General features: G+C 57.9%; 18 protein-coding genes and 2 pseudogenes. 9 read left to right on the top strand and 11 right to left on the bottom strand.

Annotation, left to right across the window (positions count from 1 at the left end):
* Positions 1-83 precede the first annotated feature (83 nt).
* From der to ACR0K4_RS00600, 3 genes are read right to left on the bottom strand one after another with little or no spacing between them, the layout of a single operon-like run.
* Positions 84-1,547 carry a ribosome biogenesis GTPase Der gene (gene der, locus ACR0K4_RS00610; RefSeq protein ID WP_480852440.1) on the bottom strand — a complete coding sequence of 488 codons (1,464 nt, stop codon included), beginning with the start codon at positions 1,545-1,547 and terminating at the stop codon, positions 84-86.
* Between the two features lie 49 nt (positions 1,548-1,596).
* Complete coding sequence (locus tag ACR0K4_RS00605; RefSeq protein ID WP_480852439.1) at positions 1,597-2,919, bottom strand: PQQ-like beta-propeller repeat protein; 1,323 nt, start codon at positions 2,917-2,919, stop codon at positions 1,597-1,599.
* Between the two features lie 43 nt (positions 2,920-2,962).
* On the bottom strand, positions 2,963-3,634 hold the full coding sequence (locus tag ACR0K4_RS00600) for a hypothetical protein (protein ID WP_480852438.1): 672 nt from the start codon (positions 3,632-3,634) through the stop codon (positions 2,963-2,965).
* Between the two features lie 225 nt (positions 3,635-3,859).
* Between ACR0K4_RS00600 and ACR0K4_RS00595 the strand changes: the two genes are divergently transcribed.
* Both ACR0K4_RS00595 and ACR0K4_RS00590 read left to right on the top strand, forming a co-directional pair.
* A complete protein-coding gene (locus ACR0K4_RS00595) occupies positions 3,860-5,089 on the top strand; it encodes an efflux RND transporter periplasmic adaptor subunit (protein ID WP_480852437.1) in 1,230 nt (409 codons plus the stop codon).
* A complete protein-coding gene (locus ACR0K4_RS00590; RefSeq protein ID WP_480852436.1) occupies positions 5,086-8,859 on the top strand; it encodes an efflux RND transporter permease subunit in 3,774 nt (1,257 codons plus the stop codon). The genes ACR0K4_RS00595 and ACR0K4_RS00590 overlap by 4 nt, the downstream gene beginning before the upstream one ends.
* 28 nt (positions 8,860-8,887) lie before the next feature.
* On the opposite strand, the gene ACR0K4_RS00585 is transcribed toward ACR0K4_RS00590, so the two are convergent.
* The 3 genes from ACR0K4_RS00585 to ACR0K4_RS00575 form a co-directional block, all read right to left on the bottom strand.
* Entirely contained in the window at positions 8,888-9,286 is a 399-nt protein-coding gene (locus ACR0K4_RS00585; protein WP_480852435.1) for a DUF2147 domain-containing protein, read from the bottom strand.
* A gap of 61 nt (positions 9,287-9,347) precedes the next feature.
* Positions 9,348-11,159 carry an ABCB family ABC transporter ATP-binding protein/permease gene (locus ACR0K4_RS00580; RefSeq protein WP_480852434.1) on the bottom strand — a complete coding sequence of 604 codons (1,812 nt, stop codon included), beginning with the start codon at positions 11,157-11,159 and terminating at the stop codon, positions 9,348-9,350.
* 60 nt (positions 11,160-11,219) lie between these two features.
* Complete coding sequence (locus ACR0K4_RS00575) at positions 11,220-12,728, bottom strand: LysM peptidoglycan-binding domain-containing protein (protein WP_480852433.1); 1,509 nt, start codon at positions 12,726-12,728, stop codon at positions 11,220-11,222.
* A 126-nt stretch (positions 12,729-12,854) separates the two neighbouring features.
* On the opposite strand from ACR0K4_RS00575, the gene ACR0K4_RS00570 reads away from it, so the two are divergent.
* Positions 12,855-13,406 (top strand): LOG family protein, encoded by a 552-nt coding sequence (locus tag ACR0K4_RS00570; protein WP_480852432.1) that lies wholly within the window; start codon positions 12,855-12,857, stop codon positions 13,404-13,406.
* A gap of 31 nt (positions 13,407-13,437) precedes the next feature.
* Here the strand turns inward: ACR0K4_RS00570 and ACR0K4_RS00565 are convergent, their stop codons facing one another.
* The 4 genes from ACR0K4_RS00565 to ACR0K4_RS00550 form a co-directional block, all read right to left on the bottom strand.
* Positions 13,438-13,887, bottom strand: coding sequence for a baeRF12 domain-containing protein (locus ACR0K4_RS00565; RefSeq protein ID WP_480515783.1), 450 nt, complete (start codon positions 13,885-13,887; stop codon positions 13,438-13,440).
* A 395-nt stretch (positions 13,888-14,282) separates the two neighbouring features.
* A complete protein-coding gene (locus ACR0K4_RS00560) occupies positions 14,283-15,566 on the bottom strand; it encodes a TRAP transporter large permease (protein ID WP_480852431.1) in 1,284 nt (427 codons plus the stop codon).
* Positions 15,567-15,581: 15 nt separating this feature from the next.
* Complete coding sequence (locus ACR0K4_RS00555) at positions 15,582-16,046, bottom strand: TRAP transporter small permease (protein WP_480852430.1); 465 nt, start codon at positions 16,044-16,046, stop codon at positions 15,582-15,584.
* 71 nt (positions 16,047-16,117) lie between these two features.
* Positions 16,118-17,101 (bottom strand): C4-dicarboxylate TRAP transporter substrate-binding protein, encoded by a 984-nt coding sequence (locus ACR0K4_RS00550; protein WP_480852429.1) that lies wholly within the window; start codon positions 17,099-17,101, stop codon positions 16,118-16,120.
* 325 nt (positions 17,102-17,426) lie between these two features.
* Here ACR0K4_RS00550 and ACR0K4_RS00545 point away from each other — a divergent pair, with 325 nt between their 5' ends.
* The 5 genes and pseudogenes from ACR0K4_RS00545 to ACR0K4_RS00525 all read left to right on the top strand — a co-directional run.
* Complete coding sequence (locus ACR0K4_RS00545; RefSeq protein WP_480852428.1) at positions 17,427-17,717, top strand: hypothetical protein; 291 nt, start codon at positions 17,427-17,429, stop codon at positions 17,715-17,717.
* 79 nt (positions 17,718-17,796) lie between these two features.
* Entirely contained in the window at positions 17,797-18,423 is a 627-nt protein-coding gene (locus tag ACR0K4_RS00540) for a sulfatase-like hydrolase/transferase (protein ID WP_480516825.1), read from the top strand.
* Between the two features lie 12 nt (positions 18,424-18,435).
* Positions 18,436-18,558: pseudogene (locus ACR0K4_RS00535) on the top strand (hypothetical protein); the annotation flags it as partial.
* 24 nt (positions 18,559-18,582) lie between these two features.
* Positions 18,583-18,750 carry a hypothetical protein gene (locus ACR0K4_RS00530; RefSeq protein WP_480852427.1) on the top strand — a complete coding sequence of 56 codons (168 nt, stop codon included), beginning with the start codon at positions 18,583-18,585 and terminating at the stop codon, positions 18,748-18,750.
* Positions 18,751-18,902: 152 nt separating this feature from the next.
* Positions 18,903-19,172, top strand: a pseudogene (locus ACR0K4_RS00525) (integrase core domain-containing protein); the annotation flags it as partial.
* Here ACR0K4_RS00525 and ACR0K4_RS00520 read toward each other — a convergent pair.
* Complete coding sequence (locus ACR0K4_RS00520; RefSeq protein WP_480852426.1) at positions 19,169-20,512, bottom strand: tetratricopeptide repeat protein; 1,344 nt, start codon at positions 20,510-20,512, stop codon at positions 19,169-19,171. The pseudogene ACR0K4_RS00525 and the gene ACR0K4_RS00520 sit on opposite strands and share 4 nt — an antisense overlap.
* A gap of 384 nt (positions 20,513-20,896) precedes the next feature.
* Between ACR0K4_RS00520 and ACR0K4_RS00515 the strand changes: the two genes are divergently transcribed.
* Positions 20,897-22,537, top strand: coding sequence for a sulfatase-like hydrolase/transferase (locus ACR0K4_RS00515; protein ID WP_480516833.1), 1,641 nt, complete (start codon positions 20,897-20,899; stop codon positions 22,535-22,537).
* Positions 22,538-22,586: the final 49 nt, after the last annotated feature.

Genomic DNA, 22,586 nt, shown 5'->3' with positions numbered 1-22,586 from the left:
AAACAAATGCACACGGCTGAATGCTAGCGCGGGGAACGGGGGCTGTCACGCCCCCTGTCTGAAAATGCTGAAAATTAGCGCAGTTACGCGCGTCCTTTGAGATGCTTGGCCAGGGCACCCGCGTTTTTCTTGCGCCGCCCCTTGTAGGGGTTCTTGTCCCCCTGCCCGCGCAATGTCAGCCGGATCGGAGTGCCCGGCATGTCAAAATCCTCGCGCAGACCGTTGACCAGATAGCGGTTATAGCTCTCGGGCATCTTGTCGGGATGCGAGCACATCACCACGAAGCCCGGCGGGCGGGTCTTGGCTTGGGTCATGTAACGCAGCTTGATCCGACGCCCCTGTGGTGCGGGCGGCGGGTGCTGTTCCAGCATGGCCGTCAGCCAGCGGTTCAGCGCCGCCGTTGGCACACGGCGGTTCCAGACGTCATGGGCGCGCAGGATCGCGGCGCGCAGGCGTTCCAAACCCCTCCCCGTCTTCGCCGAAACGGTGATCAGCGGAGCGCCGCGTAATTGGGGCAGCAGCCGTTCAAAGGACTCTTTCAGATCGCGCAGCTTTTCCTGTTTGTTGTCCTCAACGTCCCATTTGTTGACGGCGACGACCACGGCGCGGCCCTCACGCTCGGCCAGATCGGCGATGCGCAGGTCCTGTTGTTCAAACGGAATCGCGGCATCCAGAAGGACCACCACAACCTCGGCAAATTTAACCGCGCGCAGACCATCCGAGACCGAGAGCTTTTCCAGCTTCTCCTGCACCTTGGCTTTCTTACGCATCCCGGCAGTATCAAAGATCCGCATCGGAGTACTGCCACCATCGGGATCGGCCCAGTCAATCCGCAGGCTGATGGCATCACGCGTGATTCCGGCCTCGGGACCGGTCAAAAGACGGTCTTCGCCGATGATTTTGTTGATCAACGTCGATTTGCCCGCATTCGGACGTCCGACCACCGCAACTTGCAGGGGTTTATCCGCCGTGATCAGCGGCGTTTCACCCTCGCCCTCTTCGTCCAGTTCGATATCGGTTTGCGGCGTTTCTTCGGCACGTGCCTCCTCGGCAGCGTCCGCCAGCGGCATCAGTTGCGCATAGAGGTCCGTCATCCCCTCGCCATGCTCACCCGACAGTCGTACCGGCTCACCCAGTCCCAGATTGTAGGCTTCGAGAACACCCGCATCCGCCGCATTCCCTTCGGCCTTGTTGGCGGCCAAAATCACATGTTTCGAACGTTTGCGCAGGATTTCGGCGAACATCTCGTCCGTGGGCGTCAGCCCAACGCGCGCATCAATCATGAACAGGCACACGTCTGCCATGTCCACAGCACGTTCGGTCAAGCGACGCATCCGGCCTTGCAGGCTGTCATCGGTGGCCTCTTCAAGACCCGCCGTGTCGATGACGGTAAAACGCAGGTCGCCCAGTCGCCCCTCACCTTCGCGCAGATCGCGCGTCACGCCCGGCTGATCATCGACCAGCGCCAGACGTTTGCCCACAAGGCGGTTGAACAGGGTGGATTTGCCCACATTCGGGCGCCCCACAATGGCGAGGGTCAGCGACATGATACCAATCTTTCAAGACTCAAGATGCGCCCTTTAGCGCATCTTGTCGTCAACGGAAAGCGTGCAGTTCGCCTTTGGTCGATACGACATACAGCGTCTGTCCCGCCACAACCGGTGCCGTTGTGGCACCGCCGGGCACGTCAGCGCGCCCCACCAGCGTCCCATCCACCGGGTTGAAAAACCGCACGAAACCGTCGTTTGAGGCGACAACGATCTGACCTCCGGCCAAAATCGGCCCGTAATGGGCAAAGATTGGGCCACGTCGATTTGGCTTGTCCTTGACGAAGCCGGGCAAATCCACCGCCCAGACAATCGATCCATCCGCCGCATCCAGGCGTACCAGTTGGCTGCGGTCGCTGATCAGGAAAATGCTGTTTCCCGCAGGCCAGACCGTATCCACCGCGCCTTCCAGAGCGGTCCAGTTCCGATCCCCCGATCCGGCGTCAAAGGCTACGGTGCGTCCGGAATGGTTGCCAATGTAGATCGTGTTGCCCACCACCATCGGCCCGGCGGTGACATCCACAATCTGCGCGGCTGCACGCCCTCGTCGTCCGCCCGCAACCGAAGCGTTCCAGCGTCGAATGCCGCCTCGGCGGAATGTCGCGGCGATGTCCCCGGACCCGAAGGCAAAAACCGCAAGGTCTGACGCCAGAACCGGAGCGGGCGCCCCCAGAACGTTACCAACACTGGGCGTGCCGCTGATCTGCCACGCTATGCGCCCATCATCTGTGTTTACGGCCCATCCGGTCTGATCCCCGGCCACCAGATACAACAAACCGTCGCTGACCATAGGCGCACCACTGCCAGTGGCGTTCAGGCGCTTTTGCCATTTCAACGCCCCACTTTTGGCATCCAGCGCAGACAGGCGACCAAACCCGGACGAGACATAGAGAACGCCTCCGGAATAGGCCAACCCCCCGCCAGTGGCATCGCCTTCTTTCTCATTCTGAGGGATTAGATTCGTGCTCCAGGCGACTTGTCCCTGCGGCGTGACGGCCGTGACATTTGCCCCTGAATCCAACGTGTAGATCAATCCGCCCGCCACGACCGGGTCAGCGGTAATCCGCTGCTTGCGGCTATCGCCTGCTCCGATCGATCTGGACCAAATACGTTGCGGTGCCTTGCTGAGCGCTGCGTTGGTTGTACGGAACGCGGGCGTCCCGGCGCTTTGCGCCCACTCGGCATTTCGGGTCGGGGCCGGAAGGCTGATGGGTTTCGCCCCACGCGTTTCGACAGCCTCATTGTCGATAACCGGGCGCACATCCTCACGCACGCCAGGCAGAATTTCCTCGGGCTCTTCGCATCCGCTGAGGACAACAAGCGCGGTCACCGCAAGCGGCACTCCAAAGCGTGAGAAATAACGTGTTACCATAATCTTCAGAACTCGCCTGTATGTGCCGTCATACGATTGGATGTCAGCCTTGTTGCGCCACGACCGGTTCGGGCTCGCCCCCCAGCGCCACGATCAGCTGCGCCGCACGCTGTTGCAGATCAATCCCGGCCTCAGCATCCTGTCGCAAGGCCTGCAGACGATCCAGCGCCGCCTGGGTTTCCCCTTCGGCCACATCTATCAGGGCCAGTTGCTCTTCGGCCAGCAGGCGCAGCGGTGCGCCCGGACTTGCCAGCGCCTCAAACTGTTGACGACGATCAGCGGCCGACAGGCTGTCGGTCTGAAGCAAAAGCGCCTTAAAGCTTGCGATGGCCCGATAGATTTCGGGCAGTTCGCCTTGCGTGGCGATGGAATTCAGGCTGTTCACTGCGTCTTCGGTCGAACCGGCCTCGAACTGCGACGCCGACAGCAGCATGTTCACCACCGCATCGCCGCCGGCTGCCTCATGCTGGATCGACTGCAGGCCTTCAGCCCTTTCGGTTGATCCGTTTTCGGCCAACGCGGCCAGAATCGCATCCCCCAACGCCTCGGCCTGGCTTGCATCGCGGGCCTTACGGTATTCGTTGAATGCGGCCCCGCCAACAATGGCGATTACAGCGACAACACCGACCCAGCCCCAACGGCGCAGCAACAGGTACATGCGGTCCCGGCGCACCTCTTCGGTGACCTCATCAATGAAACTGTCGGTGTCGCTCATCCCTGCCCCCAGGCTGTCTGTCCTGCTTTCTAGCGCCATGTCATACCTCGCCGCCACGGCCAAGCCAAGTGCCGGAATCTACACATTTGCCGGGTTACAGGCGGGTCTTGCGAAAAAAAGTGAACCGAACTATTCAGTTTAGTGTGGAAATACCGGCGAAAGACCCCCATTTCTAAGCGAACATGCCGGTTAAAGTTTGGCAAAAAACGCAAAAAGAGGCACTGCATGCGCTTGATTTCATTCGTTAATGCCGCGTTGGTGATCGTCGCGCTGTATTATTTGGTGTTCGAACGCGACTCTTTGTTTGCCTTCGCCGGGCGCGGCGCTGCGCAGGCCGAGACTTCGGAAGATGCCACAGAAGCTGCTGCGGTCGAGCCCTCCGATGCAATTGGCGTGGTAGTAATGCGTTCGAAAGCTCAGGAAATCGGAAGCGCTGTGTTGCTGCGCGGCCAGACCAAGGCGAACCGTCAGGTCGAAGTTCTGTCCGAGACCACGTCGACTGTTGTGTCCGAGCCCAAGCGCAAAGGAACCTTCGTCGAGGCAGGCGATCTGCTGTGCGAACTGGATGCCGGAACCCGCCCCGCAAGCCTGGCCGAGGCGGTCGCGGCCCAGCACGAAGCCCAAAGCCGTGTGCCCGAGGCCGAAGCCCGCCTGCAGGAAGCCCATGCCCGTGTCGCAGAAGCCGAGATCAACCTGAAGGCGGCGCGCAAGCTGTCCGAAACCGGGTTTGGCTCGGAAACCCGGCGCATTTCCAGCGAAGCCCAGATGAGCACCGCCGAAGCAGGGATAAAATCGGCCGAGGCCGGACTGGAGGCAACCCGCGCAGGGATCGAAGCGGCGCAGGCCGAAGTTGATGCTGCACATCGCGAAATGGATCGCCTGACCATCGAAGCCCCGTTCAAAGGTCTTCTGGAAAGCGACACAGCCGAGTTAGGCAGCCTGATGCAGCCCGGCTCTTTGTGCGCTACGGTCATTCAGCTTGATCCGATCAAACTGGTGGGTTTTGTGCCCGAAACCGAAGTGAACCGCATTCTCGTGGGATCGACGGCAACGGCCCAATTGGTTACCGGGTTGCACGTCGAAGGGCGCGTGACATTCCTCAGCCGTTCGGCGGACGAAGAGACCCGGACCTTCGAGGTCGAAATCACCGTGCCAAACCCCGAGTTGCTGATCCGCGATGGACAAACCGCGAATATCCAGATCGCGTCCGAGGGGGTCAAAGCGCATATGCTGCCGCAATCCGCACTGACGCTGAACAACGAAGGTCAAGTCGGCGTCCGCACCGTTGGCAGTGGGAACATCGTTGATTTCATGCCAATCTCATTGCTGCGTGACACCGCCGAAGGCGTTTTGGTCGGCGGTTTGCCGGATACGACGGATGTGATCATTGTTGGTCAGGAATACGTCACGCGAGGCGTGACCGTTGCGCCGACATACAGGGAAGCGGCACAATGACGGGAATCGTCGACTGGGCCGCAAACCGGGCCCGCATGGTTCTGGCTTTCATCGCCATCTCGCTTGTGATCGGCGGGTTTGCCTATGTCGGCCTGCCCAAAGAAGGCGAGCCGGATATCGAGATTCCGGCCCTGTTTGTTTCGGTTCAGTTTCCCGGCATTTCCGCCGAGGATTCCGAGAGCCTTCTGATCAAGCCGATGGAAACCGAACTGGCGGATCTGGACGGCCTGAAAGAGATGACGGCCACAGCCGCCGAGGGCTATGCTGGCATCGCGCTGGAGTTTGATTTCGGCTGGGACAAGACAGCCATTACCGCCGATGTGCGCGATGCGATGAACAGCGCGCAGGCGGATTTCCCCGAAGGTGCCGAGCAATATACACTGACCGAGATCAATTTCTCGGAGTTCCCGATCGTTATCGTCAACCTGACCGGCGCGGTACCGGAACGGACAATGGCGCGCATTGCCAAGGACTTGCAGGACGAGCTTGAGGCGATGGATTCCGTGCTTGAGGCCGGGATCGCCGGCAATCGGGATGAGTTGCTGGAGGTCGTCATCGACCCTCTGCGCCTTGAGGCCTACAACATCACCGCTGCCGAACTGATCAATGTCGTTCAGAACAACAATCAACTGATTGCCGCAGGTGAGGTGGAAACTCAGCAAGGCACGTTTTCGGTCAAAATCCCCTCGTCTTTCAAAACCGCTCAGGACGTCTATGGCCTGCCGGTCAAGGTCAACGGTGATCGGGTTGTCACGTTGGGAGAACTGGCAGAGATCAATTACACGTTCGAAGATCGCGAAGGCACGGCGCGTTTTGACGGGGAGCCTACCGTGGCGCTTCAGGTGGTCAAACGCAAGGGTTTCAACCTGATCGACACGGTTGCGCAAGTCAAAGCAACCATTGCCGAGGCCCGCACCAACTGGCCGCCCGAGATGCAGGCCGCCGTCGATCTGGGCACCTCGAACGATCAAAGCCGTATCGTGGGGTCCATGGTCAGCCAGCTTGAGGGCTCGGTTCTGACCGCCATCGCGCTGGTGATGATCGTCGTTCTGGCCTCGCTGGGCACACGGGCGGCCCTGTTGGTGGGCTTTGCGATCCCCACTTCGTTCCTGCTGTGTTTCGCCTTTCTGGCGGTGATGGGGGTCAGCATCTCGAACATCGTGATGTTCGGTCTGATTCTTGCGGTTGGGATGCTGGTCGATGGGGCCATCGTTGTCGTCGAATACGCGGATAAACGCATCAAGGAAGGCGTTGGCCCGATGCACGCCTATGTCGAGGCGGCGCAGCGGATGTTCTGGCCCATCGTGTCCTCAACCGCCACGACCTTGTGTGCCTTCCTGCCCATGCTGTTCTGGCCCGGCATTCCGGGTGAGTTCATGGGTATGCTGCCCGTCACCCTGATTTTTGTTCTTTCGGCGTCATTGATCGTCGCGCTGATCTATCTGCCGGTCGTCGGGGGCGTGTCAGGCCGCATGAGCCGTACGTTTGATCACACATCGACTTGGCTGCGCGCGCGCACGCCCTGGGTGGTTCGGGCGCTATTGGTGCCGCCCTCGCTTTACATGATCTTCCTTGGCGCGATGCAGATGCTGAACCCCGCCTATCTGCTGCCCGCCGGGGCGTCGGGGGGCACGATCCTCGGGGCGCTGATGTTCCTGATCGGCGCATTTGCTGGCTCGGTCACGCTCAGCGCGGCGCGAATTGAGCGTAAGCCTGACGAACATGTGCATACGGTCAAGGAACACACCGCCTTCGGATATGTCGTGAAGTTCCTTGTCGGCAATCCGATCATGCCGGTCGTGTCGATCCTTCTGGTGGGCTTTGCCGTCTACAGCGTCATGACCGCTTATGGCGCAAACAACCGCGGCGTCGAGTTCTTTGTCGAAAGTGAGCCTGAACAGGCCACGGCCTACGTCCGCGCGCGGGGCAATCTGTCCCTGGCGGAAAAGGACGCCATGGTTCTGGAGGCCGAACGGGTGATCAGCGCACATCCCGCAGTGATCAACGTCTTTGCCTTTGCGGGCGAAGGCGGGCTGAACCAGAACAACGGCGGCGCCTCTGCCCCGGCAGATACGGTTGGCCGTGTTCAGTTTGAAATCATCCCGTGGGAAGATCGCCCGAACATCACAGAACCCATTGCGGGCGGATTGTTCGACCGTCATGTGGTTGCGCCGGAATATGACGGCGACTTCGTGCTGGACCAACTTAACACCGAACTGGCCAAGATCCCCGGTTTCGTAGTCGAAATCCTGCCGCTGGAACAAGGCCCGGCCTCTGCCAAACCTGTTCACCTGCGCATCAAGGGCGACGCCTGGGGTGATTTGACATCGGCAACACAAACCGCGCGTGAGGTGTTCGAACAGACGCCGGGGCTGATCAAGATCGAAGACACCCTGCCCTTGCCCGGAATCGACTGGCAGATCGACGTCGATGTCGCGAAAGCCGGACGTTTCGGCGCCGATGTGGCCACGGTGGGTGCCATGGTGCAGCTTGTCACCCGTGGCATCCTGCTGGGCGAGATGCGCCCCGATTCAACCGATGAAGAGATCGAGATCCGCGTCCGCCTGCCCGATGAGGACAGGGTTCTGTCCACGCTGGATACCCTCAAGGTCCGTACGCCGGACGGGCTGGTGCCCTTGTCGAACTTTGTCACCCGTCAGCCGGTGGCAAAACTGGCCGAGATCAACCGCGTCGATCAACAACGCTATTACGACGTCAAGGCCGATGTCGAAGCGGGGCTGAGCAAGATCGTGTCCGTCGATACCGATGGGGCAGAACAGCGGCTGGCCGTCGTGCGCCCGTTGGAAGACGGGCAGCAGGCAAATGGCGCAACCATCACCAATGCGGATGGGACCGGCTTTGAACTGCTCCAGCTGACGGGTGCCGCATCCATTGATGAGCTTCGAACACTGATCGACGAGGGCGAGGCCCGGTTTGCGCTCATCAACCCCAACGAGCGGATTGCGGTGCTGACCGAATGGCTGAACACCGGCCCGTTTGGAAGTACGATTAGCTGGGAATGGACCGGGGATCAGGAAGATCAGGCCGAAAGCCAGGCGTTCCTGTCCAGCGCATTTCTGGCCGCTCTGGGTCTGATGTTCGTGATCCTGCTGGCGCAATTCAACTCGTTCTACAACTCTGTATTGGTGCTGCTGGCCGTGGTTCTTTCCACTACGGGCGTGCTGATCGGGATGATGGTGATGCAACAGCCGTTTTCGATCATCATGACCGGGACGGGCATTGTGGCTTTGGCGGGGATCGTGGTGAACAACAATATCGTTCTGATCGACACCTATCAGGAATACAGCCGCTATATGCCCCGGATCGACGCCATTGTGCGCACCGCCGAGGCGCGTATCCGTCCGGTTCTGCTGACCACTCTGACCACGATGGCGGGTTTGACGCCGATGATGTTCGGCCTGTCGCTGGACTTTATCAACGGCGGTTATTCCATCGACAGCCCCACGGCATTGTGGTGGAAGCAACTGGCGACCGCCGTGGTCTTCGGTCTGGGTATCGCAACCGTGCTGACGTTGATTGTGACGCCCTCGTTCCTCGCATTACGTGTCTGGGTAACCACCTATGCCGTCTGGCTGGGTCGGGCATTGGCCCGGCTGACGGCCGGACGGTCCAGCCAGATCGCGCAGGACATGGCAGTGGGCAAAACCGCAAGGTCCATGCAATCGACCGAGATTGTGTGGGAGGATGACGCGGGTGCACCCGAGACCGAAGGACATCCGCCCGGCGCACCACTCCGCGCCGCAGAATAACACAAGGGGCCGGACTTTCCGGCCCTTTCTATTTCAGGCGTGTCCAGGTCTGGTGGGCGCATACCACGTGCTCACAGCCTTTGACCGCCAGAGTATCGCCGCTCAACGTCATTTGCGGCACGGCCTCTACGTTGATCAGAGGCACCCAGAACTCTCCGCCGCCATACTTGCCGCCCCCTTCGCTGGCGACATCCCAGAACAGTTTTTTCCCGATATTGGGTGTCTGCACCTCTTTCCCGCTGCTGTCATAGGCCGACAGAATCTGACCGCAGAATGAAGTGCCGCACGCCGAGATTTTGATATGCGAGGTCAGGTCTTTCCGGTCCGGCTCGGTTTTCCAAACCCCTTCGATGGGATCAGCCGCCAGAACCGGACTGGCCAAAGCAATGGCCAGAACCGCAAATCCGGTTTTTACCAAATTCCGCATTCAAAATCCTCCGCCTGCCAGTCGGCACAGAATAGCACGGTCCGCAGACGATTCCGACCACTCAGGCCGCCTGCGCATCCGATTGCTGGCGGTTCCAAAGCTGGGCATATCGCCCCTCGCGCGCAATCAGCTCGTCATGGGTGCCTTGCTCGATAATCTCACCGCGCTCCAGCACGACGATCCGATCCGCCTCGGCAATCGTGCTGAGACGATGGGCGATGGTGATCACCGTCCGCCCCTCGCCCGCGCGGGCCAGCGCATCCTTGATGTCCTGTTCCGTATCCGTATCCAGCGCCGAGGTCGCCTCGTCCAACAGCAGGATCGGCGGGTTCTTGAGCAACGTGCGCGCAATGCCGACACGCTGTTTCTCGCCCCCCGACAGCTTGAGACCGCGTTCGCCCACCTTGGTTTCATACCCTTCCGGCAGGCTGTTGATGAAGTCATGAATCTGCGCAGCCTTTGCGGCGGCTTCCACGTCATCCTGCGTGGCCTCTTCCCGACCATAGGCGATGTTGTACCGGATCGTATCGTTGAACAACACGGTATCCTGCGGCACCACCCCGATCGAGGCATGCAGGCTGGTCTGGCTGACGTCGCGCACATCCTGCCCGTCAATCTTCAACGTGCCACCAGTGACATCGTAGAACCGGAACAGCAACCGTCCAATGGTAGATTTCCCCGATCCGGTGGCCCCGACGATGGCCACTGTCTGACCCGCCGGGACGGTCAGAGACACACCCTTGAGAATCTCGCGATCCGCTTCATATCCGAACCGCACATTGTCCAGCGTCACTTCCCCGCCCGAGACTTTCAGGTTTGGCGCGCAGGGTTTGTCGGTGACCTCGGCCGGTTGTTCCAGCAGATCGAACATCTGCCCCATATCCACCAGAGACTGGCGGATCTCGCGATAAACCGTGCCCAAAAAGTTGAGCGGAACGGTGATCTGAATCATGTAGGCGTTGACCATGACGAAATCGCCCACCGTCAGCGCGCCATTCTGCACGCCAACAGCGGCAAGAACCATCACCCCAATCAGGCCACAGGTGATTAGAAAGGACTGTCCGAAATTCAGAAATGCCAGCGAATAGGCTGTTTTCAGCGCTGCCCCGGCATAGGCTTTCATCGACACATCATACCGGTCAGCTTCGCGGGCTTCGGCGTTGAAATACTTGACGGTTTCAAAATTCAGCAGGCTGTCTATCGCGCGCTGGTTGGCTTCAGTATCCTGATCATTCATCTCGCGCCGCAGTTTCACGCGCCATTCGGTCACCGCGAACGTAAACCAGATATAAAGCGCGATAGTGGCCGCCACGACGACCAGATACCACACGTCAAACAGCACCATCAGGATGATGGCCACCAGCAGCAGCTCAAGGATCAGCGGCCCGATCGAGAACAGCAGAAACCGCAACAGAAACTCAACACCCTTCACGCCGCGCTCGATGATGCGGCTCAGACCGCCCGTGCGTCGGGTCACGTGATAGCGCATCGAAAGCTGGTGAATATGTTGAAATGTCTCCAGCGCCAGCGCCCGCAAGGCGCGCTGACCGACGGGCGCAAACAAGGCATCGCGCAATTGCTGGAAGCCGACGGTCATCATACGCGCGACGCCGTAGGCCACAGTCAACCCGACGGCCCCCAACGCCAGAGGTGGCACGCCTTCACCGGCCAACCCATCCACCGCACCTTTATACAGGATCGGGGTATAGACCGCGATCAGCTTGGCCAGAACCAGCATGACCAGAGCCAACACGACCCGCCGCTTGACCCACGGTTCATCGTCCGGCCACAGATAGGGCGTGACTTTGCGAATGGTGCGCCAGCCCGAGCGATGCTCGTCCGCGTCAACCTGAATCGGGTTTGGTCGTCTCATCACGTACCTTAACTGCGGTCAGAGAAAGCCCCGGGCCCGGCTGGGTCCAGAGAATGCGCGTTATTCAGGGATGGTAAAGATTTGCCCCGGATAGATCAGATCGGGATCACGGATCGAATCCCGGTTGGCCTCGAACAGTTTGACATACAGCACGCCGTCGCCAAACCGGTCACGAGAAATGGCCCACAGCGTATCGCCGCGTTGCACGGTGACCGAGCGGATCGGAGGGGCCAGGGCCTCGGGATCGGTGATGTCCGCGGCCCGCAAGGCTTCGATCGGTTCGCGTTTGAACGGCGTTTCCAGCCTGCTGACGACCCGACCATTCGGGTCAACCTCGTCCACACGCAGCGTGTAGACACCCGGGTCCACGCCCTCAATCTCACCGCGCCAGGTGCCGTCAACCGCCGGAGGTGCATCGGCGACCAATTGATTGTCCAGATACAACCGCACGCCGGACCCGTCCGGGACGCGGCCGGTCAACTCGACCTCGCCAGTGTCAGAATACCCGATGGTATCCAGCGCCACCTGATCCGGCGCTTGCTGTTGCGAGGATGGCGGCTGCACCAGTTCCACGCCTTCTTCCCCAGATCGCAGAATTGCAACTTGCTGACTGGTCTGTTCCTCGGACTCTGCCTGGGGCTTGGGCGTCGGGTCGGCTTCGGCAGTTTGGGGATCGGATACTTCGTCTTGCGCTACTGCGCTGGGCTGGGCCTCTGCAATCTGGTCCGACTCAGCATCAGCTGGCTGGGCATCCGCACCCCTCTCCGCCTCCGCTTCGGCGGTTGAAAGGTCGGCAGACGCGACCTGTTCGGTTTCAGCATCCGAGGGCGCAACCTCAGGCTCCGAAGTTTCAGCGACTTGCGGATCATCTGCCGGGTCGTCCACAGGCACATCCGCGCCGGTTTCACCCTCGGCCTGAGGCAGCGACGTCGGATCTTCTTCCGCAACCTCGGCCACGTCAACCGTGGTGCCCTGCTGTTCCGGCACAGGCAAGGCCGCAATCAGGTAATCATCCGAGCGCACCGCCTGTTCGCCATCGCGTGACTCCAAAACCAGACCGCGCGCGTCATCGGCAAATGGGATCGACAGGAACTCGGCAAACTGACCGCTGTTATCCACGAAAAAGCGATGCACTTGCTGACCATTCAACAAAACCAGAATTTCCGCTCCGGGATCAGCTGTTCCCGACAATAACGCGTTGCCGTCGGGTTCCACAAATATCTGATCCAGAACCGGCGCCAAGGCCACCGGGGTCTCGGCGACTTCCTCGGCAGGAGGTTCGGGATCCGGCGTTGCCTCGGCTGTATCCGCCTCAGCGGTCTGCGCCTCAGCCGCCGGGTCTTTGTCGGCAGACGGCACAGGTGGCTCGGCCACCTCGGGTGCCTCTTCTGATGGTGTAACTACGGCTTCCTCGACCGTAGGTTCGGCATCTTGACCGGCCACGTCATCTTGGACGCCACCGAAAATCCCCGACATATACAGCCCCCCGGCCGCAATCAGTGCCAGCAGCCCGGCGATCAGACCCCAGACAAACGTGCCCGAGCTTCCGCTTCCCGATGTCGCGTTCATTCTTTTCCTTTCACTCCGCCCCGTAAATGCTTTGACCCTTTGACATTCCTGCGGACGGTTGAGCCAACCTATCAATCCCGCTATCAGGGGTCAAAACCTCAGATACAAGCCCGGAGAGACACTGTTATGCCCCAGAAATCCGTCTGTGTGTATTGCGGGTCACGCAATGGTGTAAATAGTGCCTATTCCGACGCCGCCCGGCTGTTCGGAACTATGCTGGCAAATGAAGGCTGGCGATTGGTCTACGGAGCCGGCGACGTGGGCCTGATGGGCGAAGTCGCGCGCGCGGCGCAAACCGCAGGCGGTGATACGTTTGGGGTAATACCCGTGCACCTGCTGCAGCGCGAGGTGGGCAAAACAGACCTGACCCGCTTTGTAGTCACCGAAACGATGCACGAGCGCAAAAACGTCATGATCATGAATGCCGATGCCGTGATGGTGCTGCCCGGCGGCCCCGGTTCATTGGACGAACTGTTCGAGGCGCTGACATGGCGACAGCTGGGCCTGCATGACAAACCTATTCTGGTGATGAACGTCGATGGGTATTGGGACGCCCTGCACGACTTGCTGGATCAGGTCATCCGTCAGGGCTTTGCTGATGCTTCGCTGGCTAGGTTCATCACATGGGTCCAGACCCCTGATGAGGCAATGGCCAAACTGCGCCAGCTTTTGTCATGAAGTAACGGGCGACAAACGCGCCCGCTTGGTGTCAAGCTGTTGTCAGGCGAGACTTCAACACTTTCTCGACCTTATGCAGCGGATGGTTTGTCAGCGTCTTGTCGACCTCGGCCACAACTTTGGCCAATACCTCGCTGTGCAAACGCCTGCGCAACAGGCCCAGCACAGGTGGGCTTGCAACCAGAACAAGCCGGTTAAACGTGCCTTTGAGGCCCTTTTTGTTCAGCAGATTGGCCACATCCTGGACAAACAGAGATTTCGCATGGGATTTCCAACTGTTTTCTTCAACGGCCGATTTCTGGTTTGGTCCCCCATCAAATCTGCGCCCTGCCCGATCTGTGGGCCCTGACTGAGGGGCATCGTTTTCTTCAACCGAAACAACAACGAGGTTGGGATCCTGCGCGTCAGTGACATTCTCCATCACCAGCGCTTTTTCCCCATCTGCGATGATAACCCATGTTCCCTGTTCAAGTACGGCCATAGTGATCTCCTGCAATGATTGACGTGGTTTTCCCCGTCCCTCGGGCACAGCTTCTTTGTCGCGCGGCGGCAGTATTTCGACGCGCTGAATGGTCTGTTTTCAATCGGTTGGCGGTTCTCTCCCTCCGCATACTATAGCTAGGGGTTGAGGGGGCCGGTACAATACTCAATCAGATTAATTCGGGTTTATCGGCGGAAACTCACCTGCGATCAATCGCGCAATGACAGGGTCAAGCAGTTCGAAAAGCCTATGCGCGAGCCGACCAGCTAATCGTTCCAGTTCTACGCGTTGCTGCCCCTATGCTCTCAAGCCCGGCCACAATGTTCCGTGCAGTGTCAGCCCCGGCGCTGAGGCCAATTGAAGACGCACAATGGGATCACGGAAGGCGGCAATCCCTACAACAGGTTCGGCAAGAACAAGACGAGCCCTTCCGAGTAGGTCAGCAGAAGCAGGACCGCCAAAAGCGCAACCAAAAGCGGGATGACTTCCCGGACGAAATCCAGAATTTTCACTTTCAATATCGAGCACACCGTAAACATCATCGATCCAAAGGGCGGCGTGACGCCTCCAATCATGATGTTTACAATCACGATCACTCCGAAATGGATCGGGTTGACGCCAAGATTGAGAACGGCCGGGAGCAAGAGCGGCGTCAGAATGATCATCGCCGCGCCGCCCTCGATGAACATGCCTACTGCCAACAGCAGCCCATTGATCAAGAGTAAAAGCACGAGCTTGCTATCCGTCAGATCAATAAGGGCGGACGCAATGCTTTGTGGGATACGCTCCAACGTCATGTAATAACCGAACAAGAGCGCGCCAATGATGATGAACATCACGGTGCTTGTGCCTTGGACGGTCTCGCGCAGGATTGGGCCGAAGTCCTTTATTTTCAGCTCCTTGTAGATGAAGAAGCCGATCAAAGTGCATAGAAGCACGGCGACAGCACCCGCTTCGGTCGGCGTAAAAAGACCGAACCGCATCCCAAGGATAACCCCGAACGGAATAAGGAGCGCCGGGATGGCCTTGGCAAAATAGTGAAGGCGTTCACTTGCAGGCGCTGGTTCTGCCCGCGACGGTTTGTAGTCCCGGCGCTTGGCGATCACGGCGATCGTCCCCATCATCGCCAGCGCCATCAAGAGCGCGGGAACATAACCGGCAATGAACATGCTGTGGACGGATACGTTCGCCAGCAATGCGAAGATAATCAGGTTGATGCCAGGGGGGATCACAGGGCTGATGCACGACGAAGCTGCAGTTACGGCTGCGGTGAACGGCAGGTCATAGCCTCGTTTCGTCATCTCGGGCGCAAGGATTTTCGACTGCATAGCCGCGTCTGCGTTAGCAGAGCCGGAAATGCCCCCCATCATCGTACTCAGAATGACGTTGACCTGTGCAAGACCGCCCGTCTTGTGACCAATAAGCGAATCCGCGAACCCCAGAAGACTGCGGCTTATTCCCGAGAAATTCATCACCGAGCCGACCATGATGAAGAAGGGAATGGCCAGCAAAGGGAAAGATTCAGCAGATGTTATGAAACGCTGCATGACCAGCGCGATCGGCAAAGACGTATTGATGAAAAGAAAATAAACCATCGCAGAGGCAATCAGCGAAAAAGCGATTGGAATGTTCAAAAGGAAAAAGACGAACAGCAAGATCATCGGAATGTAGTCTTCCATACCCCGTGCTCCTCTTTAGGCTTCTGTTCTGAGTTTTTTCAGGTCGGTGACGATAAATCGGACCGTGTGAATGGCCATCAAACCGAAACACAGAACCAGAACGATGTTCACGGCGAAATACGACATCCCCATCACGGGCGTCGTCTTGTTCGACAGCATGGTGTATTGATAGCTCAGGTAAGTCAGAACGATATTCAGGCCCAAAAGAAAAAACGAAATCAATAGGTTGAATGGGGTGTGCGCGCTTTTAGGTAGGACCGACAAGATCGCATCGACGCCCATATGCAAGTTGTTCTTATAACACGAACTGATGCCCAAATAGACCGCCCAGATGAAGCAGATGACCGAGAGTTCCTGCCCCCATGGCATAGTGAATCCCGCCCCATAGCGCAGGATGACATTGATGATCACCAAGACCACGGTGATACTGATTGCAATCGATGCGAGGATCTCTTCCAGATTCTTAAAGACGTTGATCAAGTCTATACCACCTGCCTTTTGGGTCACGCAGCCCGGCGTGAATGATCGTCCGGGCTGCGCTAGTCCGGGCTTTAGTTGCCGCGGATTTTGTCGAGTTCTGCGCCGATCACAGCGCGGATATCGTCATCCCATGCCGGGAACTCGGTATAAACGCTTGCCGTCAACTCGCTGAAGGCTGCCGTGTCTGCTTCTACGAAGGTCACACCTTCTGCCTCGAGCAGGCCGCGGTACTCTTCATCAAGCTTGATCAGGTTTGCAGTGTTGGATTCTGCGCCAGCTGCGAACTCTTCATCAACGATGGCCTGCTGCTCAGGGGTCAGCTTGTCCCACACGCTGGGAGAGATGTAGATCCCTACCGTACCAAGGAAGTGCTTGGTCATCGACATGACGTTCGCCACTTCGTAGATCTTGGTCGAGTACATCGTCAGGATCGAGCCCTCGAGTCCTTCCACAACGCCCTGCTGCACGCCCGAGTACGTTTCAGTGAACGGAATGGCCTGCGGGGAGGCGCCCATCGAGGCCAGCGTGCTGATAAATATCTGGCTGCCGGGCACACGGATCTTCAAACCATCAAGATCTGCCGGGGTCTCGATGGGCTTGTTTGTGATCATGTGACGGAAACCGAACATGTAGTCGGCGTTGATGATCTTGATGCCCGCTTCTTCGGCCTGTGCTGTCAGATCAGCGACGAGGTCGGTATCCATCATCGCCAGATATTCGTCATAACTGTCGTAGAGCATCGGGCCGGCAAGCGCGCCAAAGTTCGGGACGTAGTCGCCGACATAAGTCAGGTCTTCTACGGCGATCCAGTCGGCGCCGTTTACGACCTGCTCAAGGTTATCCTTGTAGGTTGGCAACTGACCGCCGGGAAACACCTGGATGTCCACATCGCCGTCTGTCCGTTCCCGGATTTTATCGGTGACCTTGATAAGTTCCTGGGTCAGCAGCTCAGAGTCCTGGAAGATCAGGCTCATGTTGATCTGGATTTCGTCGGCAGCAGCGGCTTGTGCGCTTAGCAGCGCTCCAAATGCGACTGCAGTGAGTTTCTTGAACATCTCAGTTTCCTCTCCGTTTGTCGGCTTGCCTTCGAGCCAGCCTTTCTTTGTTTCTTACGAGTTGCGATAGCTAAGTGACTAGCGTCAGGTGCTCGTGTTTTTTTGGTCGAGGATACTTGCCAAGGCTGATCCGTGCTTGTCGCAATAACCCATTCGAGCAGTCACACAGCCTAAGACGCCCGCACAACATTTTTGCGTCGTCCTCCTCCCGATGCAATCTTCAACCATTATTGTGTCAAAGTGCAAGCTGGTATTGACGTTGCGGAAGTGTGGCAGGCACTCGCCTTTCATCAGCACGCCAGCAACCGAGGAACAGGCCGGGCAAATGCACGACGCCATCGGCATTTTCAAGCGATATCAAACTGTTCGGAAACGACTGATAATGGCGCAGTTTTACGACGGGCCGTTGCATGTGGACTCTCTACCGAAGAGAGCAGGCGAAATCGACCCGTTCGTCTTCGATACGCCGGGTGTTTGGATTGATGGCCAAGCCCCAATCCCGTGTACTGCAAGACGGCTCGACGAGATGCGCGTTCCGCAGGTGGTTAAATGTCTTCTCTGCGGGACTTTGCTGCCGTTGGTCAATAGCATTCAAAAAGCTGCTCTCGGCACCTAAGCGGAACTTCGGCAATTCTACCGAGCCTAAGAAAACGACCTACGTTTGAGCCAGAAATGTTTCAGTTACAGGTCTCCCTTTGCCCCCCGTCATCGACGATGGCCCAGCCCCGCCTGAGCGGCAAAAGACGCTGGACGACGAGGTAACAGCCCACACGCTGGACTTCATCGACCGCGCAGTCGATGGCGATCTGCCTTTCTTTGTCTGGATGGCACCGGCGCGGGCGCATGTCTGGACCCATCTGAGCCCGGAATACGAAGCCATGCTGGGCGAAGGGCGCGGTTTGCAGGATGTCGTGATGAAAGAACTGGACGACAACGTGGGCAAAGTCATGGCCCGGCTTGACGAACTGGGCGTCTCGGACAACACGATTGTCGTCTTTACATCTGACAACGGCCCCGAAACCATGACCTGGCCCGATGGTGGAACAACCCCGTTCCATGGCGAGAAAGGCACAACCTGGGAAGGTGGCTTCCGCGTCCCCGCCATCATTCGCTGGCCCGGAAAAGTCCCGGCCGGAACCGTGAGTAACGGTATTTTTGCCGGTCTTGACTGGATGCCCACCCTTGTTGCCGCCGGAGGACCCGAGGATCTGACCGGATCATTGCTGGAGGGTTACGAGGGCTATCAGGTGCATCTGGATGGGTACAACCAACTGCCTTTCCTGACTGGCGAGGGCGAGAGCAACCGGGATGAGATCATCTAATACGAAGGCCCCGACCTGCAAGCTATCCGCCATGGGGACTGGAAAGCACATTTCACGATCCAAACCGAAGGGTGGGCTGGCCCCAAGGAGGAACTGAACGTCCCCCTCCTGTTCAATCTACGTCGCGATCCCTACGAAAAAGCGGCCGAAGAGTCGGGTATGTATACACGGTGGATGGGCAACAAGATGTGGGCATTTGGTCCTGCTGCCAAGATCGTCCAAAACCACCTGTCTAAGTTCAAAAACTATCCTCCACGGGGTTCGGACGTAACCAACCAAAGCTATGTTGAAGAACAGATCTCGACCGAAGGCGGGGTGGCACAATAGAAATCAACTCACGGGAGGCACCAATCCTTGCCTACCGATCCTTACAAGTGCTTGCGGGAATCACCTGCTGACGAAGATCCGCTTATGCACCATATTGTTATTTGGGCCCACCGCAGCATCGGGCAAAGTGGGCTCTTCAGTCTTATTCGCCGTTAACCAAGCCAAACCATCCGTGGACCAATGGCCAGGTTGAGCGCATGAACCGCACGATCAAGGACGCAACCGTCAAACGATACCACTATGAAAGCCACGATCAGCTTCGCACACATCTGGTCGACTTCCGTGATGCGTACAACTTCGCTCGTCGCCTCAAGACGCTCTCTGGTCTCACGCCCTACGAATACATCTGCAAAATCTGGACATCAGAACCAGATCGATTCATCCTAAGTCCCATCCACCAGATGCCGGGACTGAACACCTAACCCTTTGGTTGCCAACCGGCTTGTTCCATAGCTTCTCCGAGGTCTTCCCCATATTCCGGTTCTACGAACAATCTTTGAAATAGCAGATCTACGCGACTCTCGGGCCAATCGCGCGAGAGCTTACCCACGAGGGCCTGTGCCGCAATTTCGTTGCCCAGCATTTGATGAGCTGCCATCAGATAAGCAAGGGACACAGGGCCGACGGGGCCGCCTTTTTCGGTCACCTTCTCAAAGGCGGATATAGCGCCTTCGAAATCCTTCAGATGGAATTTCGCAGCGCCCATCGCGTTCTGAAACACATAACCTCGATCCAGATCTATTTTTGATAGTGCCTCTTCGCTGATCGCCACAACTTGTTCAAACGAACACGAATAGAGCAGGATTAGCGACACGAACTCCAACACATGGACGTCGTTTGGTGCCAAACGCTGTGCCCTGTTCGCAAGCTCGATAGCTTGTGGCCAATTTCCTTTCACAAATTCAACCCAGGCTTTTGCAGATTGGCTCCACCCCGTTTCGGGTGCCAATTCAATCGCCCTGCTGGCCTCTGCGTCCGCGTAGCGCAGCATGTCCCCGGACGGGTCAGCGTCCGGTGTCACCAGAGCTATCATCGCTGCAACCTGCGCGGCCCCTGCATGACCTCCGAAATAGCTGTCGTCGTTTTCGATTGCACCCTTGAATATGGTCAAAGCTGCGTCCAGGCGCGAGGGCTCCAGGGCTGGAAAGATCAAGTCGCGGCCCGAGTGGGCCAGGTTCACGGCCTGAAGTCGCATGGGGGATGCATCAAATATGGCGTTGCGCTCATCTAGGCTTAGGCCATCAACTGACAAGCTGACCGGAGTTTCACGCTTTATCGATATCAGTGTGATGGCCGCAGCGCCGCAGAGGAGAACGAAAACTCCTGCAATCCCAATGACCGGGCGAGGCCAGACGCCCGGCTTGGTTTTTGGTTCAGGCAGCTCAGGCGACCTGAATGATATCTCCGGCGCATAACCTCCCTTTGGCAGATCGAAAACAGTGCCTTCGTCGCGCCCATCTTTGGCATAGTATTCACCCAGCTTGCGACGTAGACGACCAGCGTCCACCCGCACCACGTTTTCACGACGTTCCATCTCGGACAAAGTTCCGCCGTAGACATCCATGGCGATGGTTTTGGCGCGGATGTCATCGGCCCTGCCGTTGAGCGTTTCCTCAACCACATAGACAAGAAAGTCCTGCAATCGCTGTGACCCCGCGAAAGTCGAAGACTTGACAAGCCGCTGAAGGGCAGCCCGCACATCGTTGGCGGCGGGATCGCTGCCCTCATTCAAATGGGGTGATTTGCTTTTGGATAATTCCATATTTTCCGCAAGTTACGTCGATGATTATACCGTATTATGCCCCGGTAAACCTTTTGTGAGAAGTGAATTCGATGAACAATTCGGGAAACTGTTAATCCATCGAACGAGCTATCGAATTTGGAAGGCTACAGTCTTGATACCCTGTTTCCTGAGCATCAAGCCGCGATTGCGGACCTACGACGGGCGGACATGGTATTCGATGAGATCTGCCGGGACTATCAGCTTCTCAGCGACGAGTATCTCACCATGAACTCTGCTCCGGGAAGCCAATCATACCAGTTTGCCTGCGACGTTCGCGAAACCCTTGATGGTCTTCGGGATGAAATCGCCCATTCGTTGCGACGCGCAGGAGAGATGTAGTTCAAAGATGGGGAAGGGATACCAATGAGATCAATTTTGAAAACCGCCTCGGCCATGGTGCTGATGGCAGGCGCGAGCTATGCTCAGGACGCGCCTATCATTCATGATGGAGAATTCGAGTTTCTCCGCGCGCAGTTTGGCGAGCAATGGGACGCTCAGGATACGGAAATCGAAGCGAAGCTTACAGAGATCCGTGATGCCAATGGCGGCAAGCCACCCAATATCCTCTATATCCTGATCGACGACGTGAGCTTCGGTCAGATGGGCAACCGCACGATGAACTACGTCACAGGTTTCGATACGCCCAACATCAACGACTTTGCCACGGAAGGCTTGTCTTTGATGAGAATGTACACTGAGCCGTCCTGCACACCGACACGAACAGCGATGCTCACCGGTCGTCATCCCGTGCGCGCGGGTGTCGAAGAGGTCAAGGTTGCGCTGGTTGGCGAAGGTCTTGCGTCTGAGGAGGTCACGATTGCCGAAATCCTGAAGGAAGAAGGGTACAACACTGCACATGTCGGCAAATGGCATCAGGGCGATATTGAACAATCCTACCCTCATAATCAGGGGTTTGATTGGGCCGCCTTTCCCTTGCATCAGCAGGTTCAGCTCAGTCTCATGACACGGGATGCGATGGTTGCCAACAACATGCTTGGATACCATGCGTCGGGCCAATCCAACCAATTTCAGTTGGATGAGCGGTTCAAACCCTATGGCCTGGTAACGGGTGTTGAAGGGGAAGCGGGCGGCCTTGCGCGCGAAGTCGACATAGCGCCGGGCGAGGAATGGACACAGGCGAAATACGAAGAAATGAACCTACGCTATCAGCGTCAGGCATTGGAACAGCTGGAGCAGCTGGCCTCGCAGGATGCCCCGTTCTTCATGCAATACTGGCCGCTTTATCCGCTGAACTTTGCCTACCCCGATGAGGCCGTTTCCCGAAACGGGGGGTTCCATGCCGACAAATTGCAGGTTCTGGACGGCTGGATTGGTGAGGTTCTGGCCAAGCTTGATGAGACCGGCAAGGCAGACAGCACCGTCGTCATGATCATGGCTGACAATGGCTTGATGTATCACTACGAGGGGACATCTGGCCTGAACCAGCTGATTTATCGCGGCGGCAAGACCCAGCACCTGGAAGGCGGCGTGCGTACGGATGCCTTTGTCCGGTGGCCCGGAGTAATCGAGCCAGGAAGCGCGGCAGGCGATATCGTGCATGTCTCAGATCTGTTCACCACCTTTGCACGGATCGCAGGCGCGACTGACCGTATTCCGCGCGACCGGGTGATCGACGGGATTGACCAGACAGCACTGCTGCTCGAAGGCGAAGGCAATTCGCGCCGTGACTACGTTTATGTGTACGAAGGGCCGGTCTTGCGCTCTGTAGTCAAGCAGGAGTTCAAAATGCACCTGCCTGCGCCCGGCCAGCCCGGCGCGGCGGCTCCAGTGTTCAATGTCTACCGCGATCCACGTGAAGAACATCCCCTTGTCGGGTATTCGCTGTGGTCCGGAGCGTCCTTCCAGGACATGGTCAAGCGCCACCAGAAAACCATTGCCAAACACCCGCATCTGCCACTTGGAAAGGGTGTTCCGTATGAAGGGATCGAAAACCTTCGCCCGGAAAGCGAACTGACCAGAGAAGTCTTTTCCAGCTGGCAATAACAAATCTGGGACGGTGGTGGCAAAGCCACCGTCTCATCAATCGCACGAA

It is taken from the genome of Ruegeria sp. K11 (assembly GCF_056531905.1).
Note: the sequence above shows the minus strand (reverse complement) of the source record. Positions and strands in the feature narration are given on the sequence as shown.

What these genes read in the sequence shown, in the direction of transcription:
- der (WP_480852440.1), bottom strand. Translation starts at nt 1,547, where the DNA reads ATGTCGCTGACCCTCGCCATTGTGGGGCGCCCGAATGTGGGCAAATCC.
- ACR0K4_RS00605 (WP_480852439.1), bottom strand. Translation starts at nt 2,919, where the DNA reads ATGGTAACACGTTATTTCTCACGCTTTGGAGTGCCGCTTGCGGTGACC.
- ACR0K4_RS00600 (WP_480852438.1), bottom strand. Translation starts at nt 3,634, where the DNA reads ATGAGCGACACCGACAGTTTCATTGATGAGGTCACCGAAGAGGTGCGC.
- ACR0K4_RS00595 (WP_480852437.1), top strand. Translation starts at nt 3,860, where the DNA reads ATGCGCTTGATTTCATTCGTTAATGCCGCGTTGGTGATCGTCGCGCTG.
- ACR0K4_RS00590 (WP_480852436.1), top strand. Translation starts at nt 5,086, where the DNA reads ATGACGGGAATCGTCGACTGGGCCGCAAACCGGGCCCGCATGGTTCTG.
- ACR0K4_RS00585 (WP_480852435.1), bottom strand. Translation starts at nt 9,286, where the DNA reads ATGCGGAATTTGGTAAAAACCGGATTTGCGGTTCTGGCCATTGCTTTG.
- ACR0K4_RS00580 (WP_480852434.1), bottom strand. Translation starts at nt 11,159, where the DNA reads ATGAGACGACCAAACCCGATTCAGGTTGACGCGGACGAGCATCGCTCG.
- ACR0K4_RS00575 (WP_480852433.1), bottom strand. Translation starts at nt 12,728, where the DNA reads ATGAACGCGACATCGGGAAGCGGAAGCTCGGGCACGTTTGTCTGGGGT.
- ACR0K4_RS00570 (WP_480852432.1), top strand. Translation starts at nt 12,855, where the DNA reads ATGCCCCAGAAATCCGTCTGTGTGTATTGCGGGTCACGCAATGGTGTA.
- ACR0K4_RS00565 (WP_480515783.1), bottom strand. Translation starts at nt 13,887, where the DNA reads ATGGCCGTACTTGAACAGGGAACATGGGTTATCATCGCAGATGGGGAA.
- ACR0K4_RS00560 (WP_480852431.1), bottom strand. Translation starts at nt 15,566, where the DNA reads ATGGAAGACTACATTCCGATGATCTTGCTGTTCGTCTTTTTCCTTTTG.
- ACR0K4_RS00550 (WP_480852429.1), bottom strand. Translation starts at nt 17,101, where the DNA reads ATGTTCAAGAAACTCACTGCAGTCGCATTTGGAGCGCTGCTAAGCGCA.
- ACR0K4_RS00545 (WP_480852428.1), top strand. Translation starts at nt 17,427, where the DNA reads ATGCACGACGCCATCGGCATTTTCAAGCGATATCAAACTGTTCGGAAA.
- ACR0K4_RS00530 (WP_480852427.1), top strand. Translation starts at nt 18,583, where the DNA reads ATGTATACACGGTGGATGGGCAACAAGATGTGGGCATTTGGTCCTGCT.
- ACR0K4_RS00520 (WP_480852426.1), bottom strand. Translation starts at nt 20,512, where the DNA reads ATGGAATTATCCAAAAGCAAATCACCCCATTTGAATGAGGGCAGCGAT.
- ACR0K4_RS00515 (WP_480516833.1), top strand. Translation starts at nt 20,897, where the DNA reads ATGAGATCAATTTTGAAAACCGCCTCGGCCATGGTGCTGATGGCAGGC.